Below are 16152 nucleotides of genomic sequence, written 5' to 3'. Positions count from 1 at the left end.
ACACCTCCTGCTTTTAACTTCCGACAATACGAATAAACAATGATTCCTCCGGCATATTCATGCCAAAAATCTGACGTCCTTTAATCATGTAACCATTGATTTTTTTATGGGATAACGTAATTAATGTTTTGTTATCACTCAGCGGATTCAGTTTTTCACCATAAATTCGAGCCCTGAAATGCCCTGTTTGTCGGGTATCATGACGAATAATCCGGTGCAATTTAAGGGATTCAAAAGAAGAAATAATATGGCCGATATCATCCGGATTTTTACCCGCCTCCTGTATGTACTGATAAAAAACAGCCGGACTCTGGCAAAACAAATACTCCATGACACAGTGAACCTTCGCATCCGGCGTATTTATTGCCAGTTTTCCGCCCAATAATCCGGACTTAAACCACGCCCAGAAAGCCTCTCCTTCATTTTTTATACTCAGACAGTTTTCGCGCTGTTCATCCTTCTCATCACGATTGCCCGTCTGAGTATCAGATAAGATTTCCGGCATTAAACCTGATAATTCAAGTGCATATTTCATATCCTCAGATAACGGAGGAGACATATCTGAGACAGTTTTTTCATCAGCAGAATCAAGTGCCCCATGGACAACCGCACCTTCTGCTTCTGCAACTACCATTAGCGGTATATCGCAGTGAATTCCGTTCTCTGTTTTTTCTGAAGTAACAGACTCCGGAGGCAATACAGATGTTACAGACGGAGTTTCAGGTTGTGGCTTTTGCGCCAATTCAGCAGGCGCCGATGACGCGATATCATTCTCCGGCTGCCCTGATAGCACTGAAGACGAAGCATCAGGCGCTGACATAGAAACAACGGAAGAAAATGCCGGCAATGCACCGGCGGGGAACGCAGCCAGAGCCTCATTCAGCACACGCTGTAAATCATTATCACCGTTTACCTGCTCGGTCACCACGTCAGACAACGCCTGAAGCGCCTTTGGTGTACCCGACAACCAGTGGATTACCTTCTCCGGTAATAGCCGGAAAGCCATCATGGCCCCCGTCGTCCGGCGAAAATGCGTCATATCCGGCATCGGCTCATGAAAGCGAAAACGATACGGTACGGTGGGCACACTCATCCCCGGCTGCCACGCCGACAGGCTGTTCAGTTGTCCCTCAAACTGTGCCGTTAACGGTAACCAGTAAAACAGTCCGGTATAAAAAACACACACATTCCAGGCGCTGAACTGACGGCTCTGCTCTTCCGACGGAAGCCCGCGGGGCAGCATCTCTTTCTGGGACATCCGCATACACCAGGCTGTCGTATTCAGCGTTAAATCCAGCAATCCCCCTTCGCCGGCATATTTCCCGGTTTTTGATGCCGGCACACACTGAAGTCGTTCTGCCAGCGTCTGCAAAGGAGACAGGCAAAGTGCCCGGTACTGGTTATCCGGTAACGCTACCACCCGGCTGATTTGCTGTAACCAGTTTTGCCGCTGCGGTGTGGTCAGCAATACGTCAGCTGCCTGCGGTAAATAAAAGCCGTCACTGTCACGGATAAATAATGGCCTTTCCTGCGTGTTTCCCGGGGAAACACGCAATGTTTTCTCTTCCGCTTTCCGGGAAAGCGATTTACGAAACCACGGTAACATCGGTGTTACTGCCTCTTTAATTCGGTAAAAACAACAACGCAACATTAAATAAAACATAAATTATTTTAATATCAGGATAAGAATAAATAATAAATGCACCTTATTTTCATTACGTTAACTCATCCACAAAAATAATTCCGGCAACAAAACAGAAGATTACATGAATAATGTTTTATTATTCTGTCTCTGTCTGTTTCTGCTGCCAGGCACGGATGGCCTTTTCATACGCGTCCGCATTCACATGCTCCCGGGTCATTCCGCATTGCAGAATATTTTCCCGACCTGACCAGAAGCCCGCATTTCTGTTTCTTTCCACCAACTGACATTCCGTCAGGTAATAACGCCCCCGCTCAGCCTGGCGCTGTTCATCCCAGACCAGGAAAACGCCCACAACCAGAATCAGTGGCAACAAAAGTCCGGCTGTGACAAAAAAAGGAAACAGAATTTCATTCCAAAAATCCTGAGCCCACTCCCTCACACCCTGCCCAAATTCACATCTCATCACACTCTCCCCCATCTCATTCAATGACGGCATCACGATAACAATGCGGGAATAAAACAAAAGCCGAAATTAGTTTTCCGAAAAAAATAAAAAAACCCGGTATCACTACCGGGTTTTCAGTCAGTTAAATCAGTACGGAAACCTCACCCTCCGTAATGTGGCAATGAATCAAGAATATAGTCCGGTCCCGTCACATCCTGGAAACCGTCCTCATTCTCTTCATCACTGAACTCAATCTCATCAGATTCATGGTCGGTTAACCGGCCATGGTCATACTCGCTGTATCCGCAGAAACCACAGCCTTCTTCGGCATAGACATGACGGACCTGACAGCGGAAACGCGCAGACAGAGCACACAAAACCGCTGCTGACGGCGGCCCCCACGGAGTATCAAACTCTGCGGATAACTCCGTCGCATACCCGCCATCAATACAGTGAAAACCACTGCCGTTCGGCCATTTCACACCATAACGGCACTGATAAAGGTGATATGTACTGTTACCGGGGGCAAACGCCTGCCAGCGCGCCTGCCGCCAGATGACCTCCGGTGTTTTCCATAAACAGCCGTTAAAACCGTGTAATTCAGCCGCAAGGCTGGTCGGTAACAGAGTCCGCATATCCATCGGTATGGCTTCTCCGGTACTGCGAAGGTACTGAATATCCTCCCAGGCTGTCGCCACCCGGCTCTCATCCTCTCCGGTAAACCGGTTAAGCCAGTCAAAACTGCTTCCCGATAACAACGGGGACAGTCTCGCTTTCTGCGTCGCCGTCAGCGAGTCCCAGGAATGGTACGCCCCGCCTTCAGATAACCATATCTGATACCACTGATGGATTTGCTGACAACATGACGGTGTCAAATCCGGTGCAGTCATCAGCAGGTCAACCCAGTGCGTGAAAGCCGTGTTTCCCGGGGAAACAGGCCCGGTTGCACCGTATGAAGTCAGTTCCGGTAACGGCGGAAAAGACAGCGGTCTGACCGGTTTCAGTATCCCCGCGCAGCCGGCCAGCAACAAATGCAGACTTTGTGCTATCGCCGTCTGCCAGGCGGGTATCCCATCATCCGCATATATCCAGTGTTTAAGAGCCGGCATATCCGCCGCGTTGTGTAAGGTGATGTCAAGTCGGTTCGAGCACCAGTTTGGCATGATGATGTCCTCTTTTCAGAATAAAAAAGAGGGCTTATCCCGTGAGGAACAAGCCCTCACGGGAAAGATGTCAGTCGTTAATCGTTAAGGATTATCCGGCATGACATCCGGGTTAATGGCACCGCTCAGCTGAGCCTGTGCAAGTAAGGCATCGCTGTCACTGACATACGGGGATGCCGGCAGATAACAGGATGCATTCAGTTTATCCAGGTGGTACTTATCCACCAGACGGTTGACCACCGATACCGGCGATATCCCGAGTTCAATCATCCGGGACACCTCAGCATCATCGGACAATCCGGTATCACTCAGCGTAATGCCGTAATGCACTTGCAGTAACTGATGTACCAGTAACTGAAAGCGGATAATGGTCATTTTGTTCATCGCAGTCTCCTACGCGGCCTGTCGGGATGCGGCCACATTCAGTAAAAACTCACAGGCCTGGCGGGCCTGCCCGGCGGCCCGGAACAACGCTTTTTTGTCCGATTTCAGTACCCGCAGCCAGCTGTCAAGATAGCTTTCATGGTTCACTTCTCCCTCGACGCTTAACTGCGCACAAAGAAAAGCGCTGCCCATTTCCGCAACCAGCTCCTCAAAACTGTACAGCGGGTCACCAAACTTCAGGGACGATGAGGTGATGCCTTCACGGGCCAGCCTAGACGGATGACCGGTACTGTGCACCAACTCATGCAGTAAGGTGGCCTGGTAATCGGCATTCCGGTCAAACTGTGACGACAGCGGCATCACAATCCGGTCCTGTGACGGACTGTAATACGCCCGGTTCTGCGCCGCACTGGTCACCTTCACGCCGCTGGCATTCAGGATATCCAGCACCCGGTGCGTGGCCGGCAGGGTTATCCCTGCTGTCTCCTCTCCGGGTAGTCGCCGGTTTTCGTAAAAATGCGCCGGCAGGTCATCACACTGGGCTATGTTAAATAACGGATTCGCCTTTATCATCGGCACCTCCGTCATCACCACCTCACCGTGTTCATCCCGCAGCAGCTCACCGTGACGGTCTTTTGCCGGCACCTTCACCGGTTTGAATATCACAGTATTCGTCGCCATTTCGCCTTTACGGACATGGCCACCCAGTTGCTGTGCCTGACGGTAAGTCAGCCAGATATCGTAACCAAAGCCCTGCTCCGCCGCCGACAACCATAACAGCAGCACATTTATCCCCTGGTAGGAATGACCGGTCAGGGCGTTCACCGGAAAACCGGTGCCTGTCCCTTCCGACGGCCGCCATGGTCGTTTCCACGGACGGGTGCCTTTTTCCAGCGCGGCCACAATACGGTCAGTCACTTCCTGATAAATATCGCGAACCGGCTTATCCGCTGCCGGACGGCGTTTACGGTCAGATTTTTTCATCGGAATACCCTCAATAAAAAAGGTGTATCCCGTCCTGACGGTGAGATACACCATCAGGTGAAAAAACAATATGGTTAATTTTCAACCGGCGTTTCCAGTGGAAACACTGATTAAAATGTGTTCAGTGCTTCCCGGGGAAACACCTTACCTGATTACCACCAGGCCACAAAAAACAGTGACTCTGCGTCAAAGTCAAACGTCTCCGTTATCTCTGACAGCCAGCGTCTGACGCTTTCCACATCAGCCCAGTACGCCTCATCATAAGCCGTTGAACCAAAGAAAAAGCCCTCAGTGGTCGGGAACCGTGTCTGACAGTTTTCCGGTGTCAGTGCCTGCAAGTCCTGCTGTAAAGCCCGCAGATGGGCCTCTGTCACCAGCACCTTTTCACAGTTCTCAAAAGCCCCGATATGGTCATGCACCCACTTAAACAGCGCATTAACCTTACGGAAATACCCGACTTCAATATCGCCGTCGCTGTCCGCTTCTGCGTAACGTGAGGCGGGTATCCGGCTTTTGTCTGTACCACGCTTTTCACTGGCATAAAAGTAAATATCGAGTCCCTTCTGCTCAGCATCTCTGACACACGATAACGCACACGCCAGCGTGTCCCAGTTGATCCCCAGCTCCGCATCAAAATGATGTGCAACATGCGTTAATGTTGCCCGTGTCTCTGCCGGACAAGCCGTTTCATCAACATAGGTAACATCATCGGGGAACCACATCTCACACAAGACGAATGCCTCCGGATTGCAGCGGGATAAATCCGCTATCAGTTCCCGTATCGTACAGGCTCTGGCCATTATCCTGCCTCCGGTAAACCTATCCCTTCCGGTAACGTCAGGATAAGATAAGGAAATACCTGACTGACATAGTCCAGCACCGGCTGCCAGTCCCGGATATCCCCGTCAGAAGAGACCGAAAAATATCCCGGGCACAGGTTGTACAACAACAGTAATGCCGCGACTACAAACACGTCATAGGGTTTGTATGCTGTCTTGCAGAAATCCCAGTAGTCCTCTACGGGGATTTCGCGCTGAACAATAAACGTCTCATGATTCATGTCATCAGCCGCATTACCGTTAAAACAAAGCGCCTCACCGTCGTCGGTGAATAATGAGCCATCATTCAGCCGTTTTTCCTCCAGGCCATCACACAACACAATAGGTTTATCTGGGTATCCGCCGCAAATCTGCTCTGCGGATATGGGATTGGCCAGATAGTGGTGATAGAGCTTGTCCAGATGTTCACGGAAGTTCTGCCACATCAGGGGGTCAACGCTTTGTTTTTGTGTAAAATAATGTGTATATCCCATGTGATAAATCCTCATTCTGATTAAAAAAATGGCGGATTCATCTCCTGACGGAAATCAATCCGCCGGGCGGGGTCATAACAAAAAGTCAATGGTGCTATCAGTACAACAAATCAGCGACACCAGGCATAACGCACCTGTGCCAGCTGGTATGTCAGTGCAAATCCGGCACGGGAGGCCGCTTTTATGGAACAAAATGTCCTGCTGTCCAGCGAGGTTATCAACGAATGAAAGCGGTATTCTTTCGAATGCGCGCCCAGACGTACAGTAATGCGGATCCTGAACTGCCGGGGATTCACTTTCACCACCGTCGCACGGTAAGCGCGCCGGCCGGTTCGGTTACTTATCCACGGTAATTCACCGGGTATCCCTGACGAAACAAACGGTATACGGTCATAAAAACGGTACAGCCGTTGCATGATCAGACTCAGAAATGAAAACGGTTTGTTTTCTGGCAGTAAAACAGACATGTGTGTTTCTCCGGTAAAAAAAGACGGAGAAACGTCCACCTGACGGGGAGTTTCCCCGTCGGGTAGGTAAGTAAAAAAAGAATGAATGCCGGCAAATCAGTCGCTCAGTTCGATACCGACAAGGTATTCATCAGCCATCTCCATTGCCATCCATTCACTGACGGTCTCATCCAAGCCGGCTTCACAGCCTTTCTGCCAGATCACTGCATCAATCCGCTGACCGATATCCGGTAAACGGCGAAGCAGACATGCCGGCCAGGGTCTCATCAGACCATCCGCACGCCACAGTAATAATCTGCCGTAAGCAAATCCGGCATCATAAAGCGTACACTTCATCAGCGAAATGGAATGAGGGCGGTTTTGCTCACCGGCATACCTTTCAGCCAGTTTCAAATCAGCCTCAACATTTCGCAGTGTCCGGGCTTCCTCAACCAGCCACATCAGCCATTCCCAACTCCGGGAATAGCGACAGACGTGATCGGCCACAAAGAACAGTCCGCGGGTAATGCCATAAATCATGGTTATCAAACCTGATCAGTAAATGGAAGCAGCCCCATTTCAGGGTAGCTGACTGACACCTGTGAGTCCGTTAAATCAGTCGGTTACATGCTTTTCATTTTCGTGTTGCAGGCAGCAGCGGTAACCCCAGCGCCAGGCTTCATTCCAGATTTCCGGATCGAGCCGCTCAGCGATGACTGTCAGCCGGTGAAGCAAAAATGCGGGGGCACCGGTTTGCGAGTCCATAGTAAATCAGGGCGCCAAAACGAAATGCCGTTGTATACAAATCAAGCTCAATAAACGGCAGTTCTCTGTAATCTCCGCTCTGATACATCCGTTTTTCGTCCAAACGTATCACCTCCAGTTCTTCTGCGGTGATTTTCAGCATCCGGGCATCATTAGCAACGGCCTTCAGTTGCTGAGAAACACTGGAATGCGGAAATAAATAACTGGCAATACCAGACATTACGTGGGCAACACCATAATTCAATGTAAAAGAGTCATAAGGGCTATCCTCAGATAAGGGAATACAGCCCTCACGGGATGTTTTCCCGTATGGGTCATAAAATCAGTGAATGTCCGCCGTTAAGCACCAAACATCAGCGCTTCAACCGGATCTTCAAACTGTGCATTTTTGATCGCATCGTTGTAGATACGGCGAAAGTCAGACGCATAAGGCGTTTGCTCAGCCGCTTTCCAGACAGCGCGGACCATTTTCTCAAGATGTGGACGGGTAAAATCAGCCTCCACAGATAACGCGCCCAGTTGCTCTGCAACGGCACTGATTATCCAGAAGTTTGGCGGAAAATTATCTTCGTCCGGGTGCTCGCCAATATCCAGACGGACAAAAGCAAGAACCATGTCGAGCTCACCTGAGAGGTGATGCAGTTGCGTGAGAGAGTGCAGATCGTCAAAAAAAGACGATTCCGGAAATGTAGATACCTTCATTGAATTTCTCCTGAAAAAACGGAGAAATTCCCTGATGACGGGTGATTTCCCCGTCAGCGGGCAGGTTATATGAAGCGTTGCGTAAAAATAATCCTGATGATAACGCTATTCTGTTATCACCCTCCGTCAATTTCAAGGACGAACGGAGTTCTGTCATCGCCCGTAGGCTCCCGTCTCAGATGACCCGAGGATTGGCAGTGGCAATCACCCGTAGGCGTTCCTCTCAGATTGCCGGAACATTGGCATTGTTGTCACCCGTAGGCGCTTCTCTCAGACAACCGAAGCATTGGCAAGTTGCATTACGCAACGAGATAAGCAGATTCATTTTTAGCCGTTTTTTTATCTTTGTCAATCCTGCCCATTCAGGATTTTTACCACTTCTCTGATCACCCGTACTCCCCCTTTACGGGTAATATGTATTCCATCATCAGTTCGTACAGTTTCATTATGAATAACAGATTGCCATTGCGTTCCTAATATATGAGGCTGATTAATATCCAGATAATGAATATTTAATAACATCGCACTGTGTTTAATTATATGCCGGGTATGTATTAAATAACGTTCATGTTCCGGATTTTTTAAATGTGGTGGAGATATCCAGACAATTGTCGCTAATGGATTTTCACTTTGAATTTCAGCAATGAATTGAAATACCAGACTGTAATATTTCAGCCATTCATCCGAACCATATTGAACAAAATCATTTGTTCCGAGACTAATAATCACATTATCAAACTCCCGCAAATCGAAATTATTCACGAAAGCGATCCAATCTTTTTTACTTTTATTTATTAACCCCGAACCGGAAACATATTCTGTTTTTATTTTTTCATCCAAAACATATTTTGCTGACATTTCATAAACAGCCGTTAATGAATCACCTAAAAATAACGTCTTCGCCATTAACGGAAAACAAAAAGCAAAATTAATAAACAAAATAATTAAACAGACTTTCATTTTTATCTTATTCCTCAATATCCCCTTTCTGACTATAAACCCGTTTAATATAATCGCCACGACCGTCACCATGCCCTAAATCCATGGAGGTTAATGCATAGGCTTCCTTTTGACTGAATCCCTGACTGAGATAATATTTTTCAACATCCTGAGCATAGGCATACCGTAAACCATGATTTGATTCTTCGTGAATAAATCCGCCTATCCGTCGCATCACATTAATATAACGATCTTTGGCAGAATGTAATGACGGACGATTAATTAAATAACCGTTATGTTTATCCGCATATTCAATGGCTTTATTAATTAATGTTAATACACGGGCTTTATCCGGCACTAATGCTTCACGGGGTCTGCCTCCTTTTGTCCCAAAAACCACATGAACGCGATCTTTACCGTTTTTAAGCGCCTGTTGCCAGGTCCGTAATGATTTTACTGACTGCACGGCTTCTTCATTTCTCAATCCCAGACTACGGGATAACTGCATAGTTAATGCCACCCCCTGATCATAAGGCTCAATCCGAGCGAGCGCTTCGTGAAAGCGCTCGTCCGATATCGCGGTACGGGTGCCAGCCCTGCTGGCACCTGAAAGCCCCAGCGCCTCATTACTGAGGCGCTCATGTTTAGGGTCAGCCAGTTTATGACGTCCGGCAACACGAAATATCGCCCGGATAGCCGACATTTCGTTTTGACAGCTGCGTAAACTGATATTCTGTTCTCTGCGGGCATGGATATACATTTCAATATGGCGGGATTTCAGTTGCTCAACAGATCGTATCTGAATATTCAACCCGGCCAGCTCTGCCGCAACCCGTTCTGCAATTTTGACCCGGTCTGCAATGGTTTTAAAGCTCCCTCCGGCCTGACGTGCAAGGATATGCATTTCACGGGACAGGGCTTTTGCTCTTCTGGACATTCTCTGATTCTCCGCCTCTTTCGCTCTCAACTGGTTACCTTTTCCCGGCGCGACGGTTTTATATTGCGCATCCTGCGACCTGACAGATACCTGAGCACCGGGGCGATAAAAGGTTGAGTTGTTGAGAGGTATCAAATCAGTTCTCTGAACTGTTTGCGGTCATCAGACCGGCCCCCGTTATCAGGGCACCTCCGTCCGTCAGTTTCCTGACGTCGCCTTGGTATCGTGTCGTTTTTTCTCCTTTTTTCATAATGTTATACGTTTTTATCATCATATAAACGTTGAGCGTTGAAAGACTTTCAGCCGTTCTGAGCAATGCATTACATGTCTGTCAGATTGTCAGTTTTGCTGTAAGACCAGTATTGAAGCGTTCTGAGCGTATGCACTTGCGTGCGTCACTTTGTCTTCGTTTCACTTGACGAAAGTGACGCACGCCCATCATTCTGCTGCTCAATGTATTGCTCCGAAGATGCCGCTTTCCAAAGCTGCGCAATGGAAACGCGTCATACCGGGCATACAAAGGTTGCAGAAAGCAGGACGTATTCGTCAGAACACATCAGAAGAGGCAGATACACGTTATCGCATACTCTGCTTTTTTGTGGATATCCGGGTGACCGGATAGCTGTGACATGGTCACTGAAGTGCAGTTAATCCTGATGATAACGCTATTCTGTTATCACCCTCCGTCGATTTCAAGGACGAACGGAGTTCTGTCATCGCCCGTAGGCCCTCGTCTCAGATGACCCGAGGATTGGCAGTGGCAATCACCCGTAGGCGCTTCTCTCAGACAACCGAAGCATTGGCAATGTTGCATTAAGCAACGGTGTAACGTGGTAAATTTAATCAAACTTTCTTTTTTCGTCAATACCCGATAAAGAAAAAGGAGAATATTTTACATCCTCCTTTTTCTCTTTATTAAATATCCCCTTGTTGGTTCTTCATCGTATTAATAATCAATGCCATCTTTAATCACGAAAACTCAACAATCAGATATGTTTTTATTTGGATTTATCATAAACATCCCAAACAGGCGGTTTATTTTTCATAGAGTCAACAGAAACACGTAAGAAGGGCATATTAGTTTTAGATGTTAAAATAAAATCCAAGGACATTCTATTACAAACAGAAAAAAAACGTTTTTGTTCTTCATCAGTAAAATTTTTTTGTTTTGGGAATATAAATAAACTCCCTAAACTAACCTGACAATGTATATAACATTTCTCACCAAACCAGCTCACTAACTTATCATAATATTTTTTTCAGTAATCGTAGTCAAATATTCTTTTCTGTAAAATTTAATACCTCTCTCGATCATTAACCAAAAGAAACTTTCTTTATTCTCAGAATAAAAATTATTACAATCCCTATTACCTTCCAAAGCATCATTGTCATTTTTTTTATTATATAAACATCCTTTGTTACCATTTAATGTTGTTTTTCTCCTTGAGTATTGCTTCCTTATTTTACTGAACCAACCCCTCCTCCTCCACAAATACCCCGCCCCTATTAAGACCACAAACCAAAAAATAAAATTCATATTATCATCTCCTATATACAAGGACTCGGATACATATTAAAAACTTACTTAAACTGACATAAAAAATCAAATTCAATAAATCCATCCAGATGAAAGAATAAGATTTTTATATGAAGGCAACAAAAAAGTTATACACATACCCACCGCCACCATCAGGGCCGATGCCCTGTACGCTCCCGTTTACCCGATTGCTTGTTGGCATCGGGTTGCACTGGCTTGGTGACCGTGGATATGTGCATAACTCACAAGATGTAGACAATGATTAAAAATCGACCTAAAATTGTATTAACGATAGACGACAAGCATGAGATAAATCAGACTCACTGATTACCGGAGGGGGAAATGAGTGATAAAACAGCCGCTTCCAGAGGAGAACGCTGGGGCATAAAAGCAGCTTATAAAGCAAAATGGCTAATCAAAAAATTGAAGGCTTTCGATAAGAACTGTGTGGCAAGCGCCAAAAGCAAAAATATGCCGGGTTGGCTGGGGCATATTCCACTGGTATCTATAACTCTCGCAGTCATCGCGTTACTGGCTTATTTCAGTTTGTACATCCTATTTACCTTTGGAGCGTTGGTGATTTTATTTTCTGTAATAGAACACATTGATATTTCTTCAGGAAATAACATTCAATCCACTGATAACAATAATGAATGGCAATCCAATCTCGTTGGCAATAGTGACGACTTTAGAAATGGCAACCAAGGTTTTGGATATTATATGAACGGAATAAATATTGACGAAGATTAGCCAGCCACAAAACTAAATTTTGCAGCTGGCTTCAAAATATTATTAGTTAACTTTTTTAGAAATAGCTTGTTCTGCTAACTGTCCTCCTTTCCCCCCCGCACTATGCGCAGGTGAAGTCGCGTTAGATGTCATATTACCTAGCTCGGACCCAACTTTAGCTCCAGCCCAACCAAATGCTGTCAACCACAACGCCGGCAACACCAAAAACATCGTTCCCATTACCAGGTTCATAATGACATCATCAGACGTGTTCTGAAGCCCGTTAATATTCCACTGACTGTGCGTATCGGAATTATACAGTGCCTCCATCATCCAGCTGTCTATCCAGCGTGCCAGCTCCCACCAGAATGTCAGAAAGTTCAGCGCAAATATCACAAACGTCACCGTTATCGCCGTCTTAAATTCATACGCCGAAAACATCAGCACCATCGGGATCATGATATACACCGCCATTAACATCAGCCCCTGCACCATCGGTAAGGACTGTCGCATCGTATCAAAGGCAGGGAATGCCCCCAGTGACGCCAGCGAAGTCCCGGCTCCCCCTCCCATTCTGGCCAGCTCATTCATCACCGTCATATCCGCATTACCCCCGTATCCCCGGTATACCCGGCCGCCGGAGACATCCAGATTCGCCGGACTCACCAGCCGGCGGACGATGGCCTCCTCAAACTCTTTCGAGTTTTTATTAATCAGCTTCATCGCCGCCCGGGCACGCAGCCACATCCCTTCATCGGTCTGCTCTTTGACAAGTTTCAGTAACCCTGCATTCGCATCATTCCACCACTGATAACAGGTCGGGTAACCGTTGCCGTTGACATTCGCATACCCGTCATCCCGGTCGGCATCCCAGGGAAAGCCCGCCCGCGGTGTCCGTGACTGGATCTGATGATATTCCCCTTTCATAAAGGTGGCCGAGCCTATCCAGGTGATATCCTGTAACGTTTTTTCATCCTGTGTTTTTCCCTGATCTTTCGCTTTCCAGTCATACAGGGCACGTGAGTAACAGTCATCCGTAAAATCCTGAAGTGCGGCAGCCAGCGCCGGATTTTTAATGTTGCTGTGCTGCACCTCAAAACGCACCTGACGCAAATCCGGCCGGCACGGAATGCTGGCCACCGCCGCCTGAGTCACCCCTTTCGACAGCTTATGTACCAGCATCCACCACAGCGGGATTTTGGCTGTCTGATTATCCAGTGACGACACCACGCCGCTGTAACCGGATTCCGCCGGCTTCACCGGGGTCCAGGTGCCGCAGGTTTTGGTCCGGCTGGTATCAAATTGCAGGGTACTGACACTCACCTCCATCAACGGCACACAACAAAACAGGATCACCACAAAGGCGCCGTAAAGCGCGTTCTCGATACGCACAATTGCCAGTGAACCTTTGTTACCCTCATCCTCCCCCTCTTCCCGCACTTTCAGCCAGATCCCCAGCACTTTAAAGACCAGCGGCAGCGCAAACAGCCCGGTGCTGGTCAGTACCGACCACAATCCGTTATTCACCACCCAGGCCAGCAGCGTGAGAAAATACTCGAGATAACTGTTTGTCATCATAAGCCGTCACCTCCCGCCCAGACTGACCATTCACTCACCGCCACAAAGGCGGCCATCGCCAGCCCGCTGCGTTTCAGACTGCGCCGGGCCGTCTCACTGACTTTCGGGTGGTGATACAGTTTCCATAATCCAACCGCCACGGCTCCGTACAACACACACCGCCAGACCAGCCAGAACCAGCGGGCACGGTAAAACGCCCGGCGCAGACTGTCCGCCTCACCGTAATAACTCAGCCCCAGCTGAGCCACCGCCAGCAACACCACCATACTGAGCAGGGTCAGCCCGGTTACTTTCAGCACCGGCCATAACCGGCGCCCGGTTTTTCCTTTCGTCATTTAACGTCCTCCGGTGTCACTGTTTTGCTCCAGTCCCTGTACACGCACATCCGTATTATCTGGGGTCTGGGTGGCAGGGTTCGCCTGTGTCCGTTGCTGATCACGCTCAATCACCGTCAGCATCGCGTTATTGGCAATGGATTTACGCACTTCCATTTCCGTTTGCAGCATCCCGATTTCGCGATCCAGCTGGTCAACCGACTGGTTACCGATCTCCTGGGCTTTCGGAAAATTACCGGCATTCGGCTCCCCCTGGCCGGTGATCAGCATCCGGCGCATCGTCAGCGCCAGCTCCATCGTGTCCGCCATCGCCAGCTCACCGGCCAGACGCTGTGTTAATGCCGTTTTATCCGGATCCCGGCGCAGCGCTTCAATCACCCCCCGGGAGACCGTCAGGCTGCCGGTTTTCAGTTTCGCCAACTCTGCTGCCCCGACCGCGCCCCGGCTGTTCACCAGTTTATGCAGCTGTTCCAAATTTTCCCGGGTGGTGGTCTCCAGCACCGGTGCCAGCCCGGTTCCCGGCTGGGAACTGCCCGGTTGCTCCGCCTCACCGCCGCTCTGACAATCCGCCGGATTGGTGCAGGTGCGGACCGATTTGCTGCCCAGCACCTGTGTGACCACCTGAGCGGCTTCCTCACTGTTGGCAAAGCGCCTGCAAGCGGCTCCGTTACACTGGCTGGCCGGCACCGGGGCCGTACTGGTTGCCGGCAGACCGTTCATGATATTAAAGCCGGCCTGTGCAAAATCCTGCGCCGGCTGAATCGCAGGCTGACCAACCCCACCGCGCTGTTTCCCGCCTATCCATACAACCCCTTTATCGCCACTGCTTTGCTGAATTTGCTGGTCAGTTTTTACCGCATCCCCGTCACTGTTATTGATGATATTCTTTGCTTCTTCGAGGATCGCCGCCTGCGTCCACTGATTATTTTCTGAAAAGTCCATCATCCGTTTAGCCATGTTCTGACAGTTCAGCTGCGCCTTATCAAACGCCACATTAGCCTGCAACACCCCGTTGGTCAGCATTTCATACAGGCCGGGATTCGCCCGCTGGATAGCCATCGCCGGCAGACTGGCCACCGCCCCGGTGGCATTCTGGATCACCTCACTCATCAGATTCTTAAAGCCGGCTGTCACCCCGTTCAGCTGGTTGCCCACCGTGGTTTTGATATCAAAATTGCCGCACATCAGATCACTGTTCCAGCCCATGCTCATCCCCAGACGTTGCAGATTACTGCGCCCCGGCGGCTGGGATAACACCGTGCCGCCGCCCAGGTTGTAGTACAGTTTGTCGGAGACCGCGCCGGAAACATTTGCGCCGTAGCCGATATCATTCGCACCGGCAGAAAAATCCAGCCCGGCCCGGACAGAAAATGCCGGTACACTGCATAACACCATCAGTGTCAGCGCCGGCGGAAAAAACGTGTGTCGTTTTGCTTTCATCATCTTAAAATCCCTGCTTAAAACGTTGTGCTGTACAGAAATTTTTGCCCCATGCGCTTGCAGCAGCTGTACGGCTGCCACAATGCCCAGGCATAATTACCGTCCTGTGCCTGTGCTCCGCCCTCATCCGGAAACACCGCACAGCTGTTTTTCAGCCCCGGCGACAGGCGCTGCCATTTATGGTTTTTTGTCCCGGTATTCTCCGTCACCGCGTCCGGCGGCCAATAGCCATCCCGGCGGTTGCCTTTCAGGGGCACATAGGTATGCGCCTGCCCGGTGCGGGTCATAATATCTGCCACGCGCTGCGCCACCACAGCCGCCGCTTTATCCCCGTCCTGCTGGTTGACAAAACCGCTGCGCGGATAGAGATTTCCCCACATGTTGCCCCGGCTCTGCCCCCCGATTTCCCGTTTCCCGGGAATTATCGCTTCCGGATACGCCATTTCCGGCACACCGAGCCGCCACGGCACACTGTCGAGCGTGCTCAGGTAATAAGGAAACAGCGGTGTGGCTGCGCTGTCACAGGAATACCCCGGAATACTGCCGCCGATAAGGGTGGTTGCCGGATGACCGATAGCATCCGCATAAAAAAAGTGCAGGGCGGTTTTACGTTTTGCCTCAAACTTCTGTTCACTGTTTCCGCCCCCGGCAGATACCCCGCTCAGCACGCCGGTCACGGCATTTTCAATCCCGCCGGCCGCCCCGCTGACCAGTGACATTTCCCGCCACGGGTTTTCACCCGGGGCATGGTAGGCCGAGACCACCGCCTGCGGAATAAAATGTGACACCCGGACAGATGTCCGGATACGGC

General features: G+C 49.3%; 21 protein-coding genes. 1 reads left to right on the top strand and 20 read right to left on the bottom strand.

Annotated features, from left to right (window positions below):
- Positions 1-13: 13 nt before the first annotated feature.
- The 16 genes from AACQ49_RS15960 to AACQ49_RS15885 all read right to left on the bottom strand — a co-directional run bounded on the left by AACQ49_RS15960 (position 14) and on the right by AACQ49_RS15885 (position 11259).
- On the bottom strand, positions 14-1663 hold the full coding sequence (locus AACQ49_RS15960; protein WP_237612830.1) for a TraI domain-containing protein: 1650 nt from the start codon (positions 1661-1663) through the stop codon (positions 14-16).
- A 118-nt stretch (positions 1664-1781) separates the two neighbouring features.
- Positions 1782-2108, bottom strand: a complete 327-nt coding sequence (locus tag AACQ49_RS15955) for a hypothetical protein (protein WP_042197653.1) — start codon at positions 2106-2108, stop codon at positions 1782-1784.
- 143 nt (positions 2109-2251) lie between these two features.
- Complete coding sequence (locus AACQ49_RS15950) at positions 2252-3253, bottom strand: DUF1281 domain-containing protein (protein ID WP_046334524.1); 1002 nt, start codon at positions 3251-3253, stop codon at positions 2252-2254.
- A gap of 84 nt (positions 3254-3337) precedes the next feature.
- On the bottom strand, positions 3338-3637 hold the full coding sequence (locus AACQ49_RS15945; protein WP_001038587.1) for a TA system toxin CbtA family protein: 300 nt from the start codon (positions 3635-3637) through the stop codon (positions 3338-3340).
- Between the two features lie 9 nt (positions 3638-3646).
- Positions 3647-4621: an ArdC family protein gene (locus tag AACQ49_RS15940; RefSeq protein ID WP_012368428.1), complete on the bottom strand. Its 975-nt coding sequence runs from the start codon at positions 4619-4621 to the stop codon at positions 3647-3649.
- A 152-nt stretch (positions 4622-4773) separates the two neighbouring features.
- Positions 4774-5421, bottom strand: coding sequence for a hypothetical protein (locus AACQ49_RS15935; protein WP_161779164.1), 648 nt, complete (start codon positions 5419-5421; stop codon positions 4774-4776).
- Positions 5421-5933, bottom strand: coding sequence for a hypothetical protein (locus AACQ49_RS15930; protein ID WP_000542402.1), 513 nt, complete (start codon positions 5931-5933; stop codon positions 5421-5423). The genes AACQ49_RS15935 and AACQ49_RS15930 overlap by 1 nt, the downstream gene beginning before the upstream one ends.
- Before the next feature lie 110 nt (positions 5934-6043).
- Entirely contained in the window at positions 6044-6400 is a 357-nt protein-coding gene (locus tag AACQ49_RS15925) for a hypothetical protein (RefSeq protein ID WP_004239684.1), read from the bottom strand.
- Between the two features lie 96 nt (positions 6401-6496).
- Positions 6497-6667, bottom strand: a complete 171-nt coding sequence (locus AACQ49_RS15920) for a hypothetical protein (RefSeq protein WP_223302951.1) — start codon at positions 6665-6667, stop codon at positions 6497-6499.
- Positions 6668-7085: 418 nt separating this feature from the next.
- Positions 7086-7364, bottom strand: coding sequence for a hypothetical protein (locus AACQ49_RS15915; RefSeq protein WP_161779163.1), 279 nt, complete (start codon positions 7362-7364; stop codon positions 7086-7088).
- A gap of 119 nt (positions 7365-7483) precedes the next feature.
- Positions 7484-7846: a hypothetical protein gene (locus tag AACQ49_RS15910; protein WP_004245735.1), complete on the bottom strand. Its 363-nt coding sequence runs from the start codon at positions 7844-7846 to the stop codon at positions 7484-7486.
- A gap of 223 nt (positions 7847-8069) precedes the next feature.
- Complete coding sequence (locus AACQ49_RS15905; RefSeq protein ID WP_012368430.1) at positions 8070-8198, bottom strand: hypothetical protein; 129 nt, start codon at positions 8196-8198, stop codon at positions 8070-8072.
- Entirely contained in the window at positions 8195-8806 is a 612-nt protein-coding gene (locus tag AACQ49_RS15900; RefSeq protein WP_000861660.1) for an SGNH/GDSL hydrolase family protein, read from the bottom strand. Before AACQ49_RS15900 ends, AACQ49_RS15905 begins: the two co-directional genes overlap by 4 nt.
- A gap of 7 nt (positions 8807-8813) precedes the next feature.
- Positions 8814-9722: an integrase domain-containing protein gene (locus AACQ49_RS15895; protein ID WP_004252296.1), complete on the bottom strand. Its 909-nt coding sequence runs from the start codon at positions 9720-9722 to the stop codon at positions 8814-8816.
- Between the two features lie 998 nt (positions 9723-10720).
- Positions 10721-10960, bottom strand: a complete 240-nt coding sequence (locus tag AACQ49_RS15890) for a hypothetical protein (RefSeq protein WP_046334522.1) — start codon at positions 10958-10960, stop codon at positions 10721-10723.
- Positions 10960-11259 (bottom strand): hypothetical protein, encoded by a 300-nt coding sequence (locus AACQ49_RS15885; protein ID WP_046334521.1) that lies wholly within the window; start codon positions 11257-11259, stop codon positions 10960-10962. The genes AACQ49_RS15890 and AACQ49_RS15885 overlap by 1 nt, the downstream gene beginning before the upstream one ends.
- Before the next feature lie 342 nt (positions 11260-11601).
- Between AACQ49_RS15885 and AACQ49_RS15880 the strand changes: the two genes are divergently transcribed.
- Positions 11602-12009 (top strand): DUF3742 family protein, encoded by a 408-nt coding sequence (locus AACQ49_RS15880; protein WP_004239694.1) that lies wholly within the window; start codon positions 11602-11604, stop codon positions 12007-12009.
- 42 nt (positions 12010-12051) lie between these two features.
- On the opposite strand, the gene AACQ49_RS15875 is transcribed toward AACQ49_RS15880, so the two are convergent.
- The 4 genes from AACQ49_RS15875 to AACQ49_RS15860 form a co-directional block, all read right to left on the bottom strand.
- Positions 12052-13566: a conjugal transfer protein TraG N-terminal domain-containing protein gene (locus tag AACQ49_RS15875; protein WP_161779162.1), complete on the bottom strand. Its 1515-nt coding sequence runs from the start codon at positions 13564-13566 to the stop codon at positions 12052-12054.
- Entirely contained in the window at positions 13563-13901 is a 339-nt protein-coding gene (locus tag AACQ49_RS15870) for a hypothetical protein (RefSeq protein ID WP_000160224.1), read from the bottom strand. The genes AACQ49_RS15875 and AACQ49_RS15870 overlap by 4 nt, the downstream gene beginning before the upstream one ends.
- A complete protein-coding gene (locus tag AACQ49_RS15865) occupies positions 13902-15344 on the bottom strand; it encodes an integrating conjugative element protein (protein ID WP_046334519.1) in 1443 nt (480 codons plus the stop codon). It lies immediately after the preceding gene.
- 14 nt (positions 15345-15358) lie between these two features.
- The coding region (locus AACQ49_RS15860; RefSeq protein ID WP_161779161.1) for a TIGR03756 family integrating conjugative element protein at positions 15359-16152 on the bottom strand (794 nt) is incomplete at its 5' end.

It is taken from the genome of Proteus sp. G2675, assembly GCF_963886535.1.
GTDB lineage: Bacteria > Pseudomonadota > Gammaproteobacteria > Enterobacterales > Enterobacteriaceae > Proteus > Proteus mirabilis.
Note: the sequence above shows the minus strand (reverse complement) of the source record. Positions and strands in the feature narration are given on the sequence as shown.

What these genes read in the sequence shown, in the direction of transcription:
- AACQ49_RS15960 (WP_237612830.1), bottom strand. Translation starts at nt 1,663, where the DNA reads ATGTTTTATTTAATGTTGCGTTGTTGTTTTTACCGAATTAAAGAGGCA.
- AACQ49_RS15955 (WP_042197653.1), bottom strand. Translation starts at nt 2,108, where the DNA reads ATGAGATGTGAATTTGGGCAGGGTGTGAGGGAGTGGGCTCAGGATTTT.
- AACQ49_RS15950 (WP_046334524.1), bottom strand. Translation starts at nt 3,253, where the DNA reads ATGCCAAACTGGTGCTCGAACCGACTTGACATCACCTTACACAACGCG.
- AACQ49_RS15945 (WP_001038587.1), bottom strand. Translation starts at nt 3,637, where the DNA reads ATGAACAAAATGACCATTATCCGCTTTCAGTTACTGGTACATCAGTTA.
- AACQ49_RS15940 (WP_012368428.1), bottom strand. Translation starts at nt 4,621, where the DNA reads ATGAAAAAATCTGACCGTAAACGCCGTCCGGCAGCGGATAAGCCGGTT.
- AACQ49_RS15935 (WP_161779164.1), bottom strand. Translation starts at nt 5,421, where the DNA reads ATGGCCAGAGCCTGTACGATACGGGAACTGATAGCGGATTTATCCCGC.
- AACQ49_RS15930 (WP_000542402.1), bottom strand. Translation starts at nt 5,933, where the DNA reads ATGGGATATACACATTATTTTACACAAAAACAAAGCGTTGACCCCCTG.
- AACQ49_RS15925 (WP_004239684.1), bottom strand. Translation starts at nt 6,400, where the DNA reads ATGTCTGTTTTACTGCCAGAAAACAAACCGTTTTCATTTCTGAGTCTG.
- AACQ49_RS15920 (WP_223302951.1), bottom strand. Translation starts at nt 6,667, where the DNA reads ATGAGACCCTGGCCGGCATGTCTGCTTCGCCGTTTACCGGATATCGGT.
- AACQ49_RS15915 (WP_161779163.1), bottom strand. Translation starts at nt 7,364, where the DNA reads ATGTCTGGTATTGCCAGTTATTTATTTCCGCATTCCAGTGTTTCTCAG.
- AACQ49_RS15910 (WP_004245735.1), bottom strand. Translation starts at nt 7,846, where the DNA reads ATGAAGGTATCTACATTTCCGGAATCGTCTTTTTTTGACGATCTGCAC.
- AACQ49_RS15900 (WP_000861660.1), bottom strand. Translation starts at nt 8,806, where the DNA reads ATGAAAGTCTGTTTAATTATTTTGTTTATTAATTTTGCTTTTTGTTTT.
- AACQ49_RS15895 (WP_004252296.1), bottom strand. Translation starts at nt 9,722, where the DNA reads ATGTCCAGAAGAGCAAAAGCCCTGTCCCGTGAAATGCATATCCTTGCA.
- AACQ49_RS15885 (WP_046334521.1), bottom strand. Translation starts at nt 11,259, where the DNA reads ATGAATTTTATTTTTTGGTTTGTGGTCTTAATAGGGGCGGGGTATTTG.
- AACQ49_RS15880 (WP_004239694.1), top strand. Translation starts at nt 11,602, where the DNA reads ATGAGTGATAAAACAGCCGCTTCCAGAGGAGAACGCTGGGGCATAAAA.
- AACQ49_RS15875 (WP_161779162.1), bottom strand. Translation starts at nt 13,566, where the DNA reads ATGATGACAAACAGTTATCTCGAGTATTTTCTCACGCTGCTGGCCTGG.
- AACQ49_RS15870 (WP_000160224.1), bottom strand. Translation starts at nt 13,901, where the DNA reads ATGACGAAAGGAAAAACCGGGCGCCGGTTATGGCCGGTGCTGAAAGTA.
- AACQ49_RS15865 (WP_046334519.1), bottom strand. Translation starts at nt 15,344, where the DNA reads ATGATGAAAGCAAAACGACACACGTTTTTTCCGCCGGCGCTGACACTG.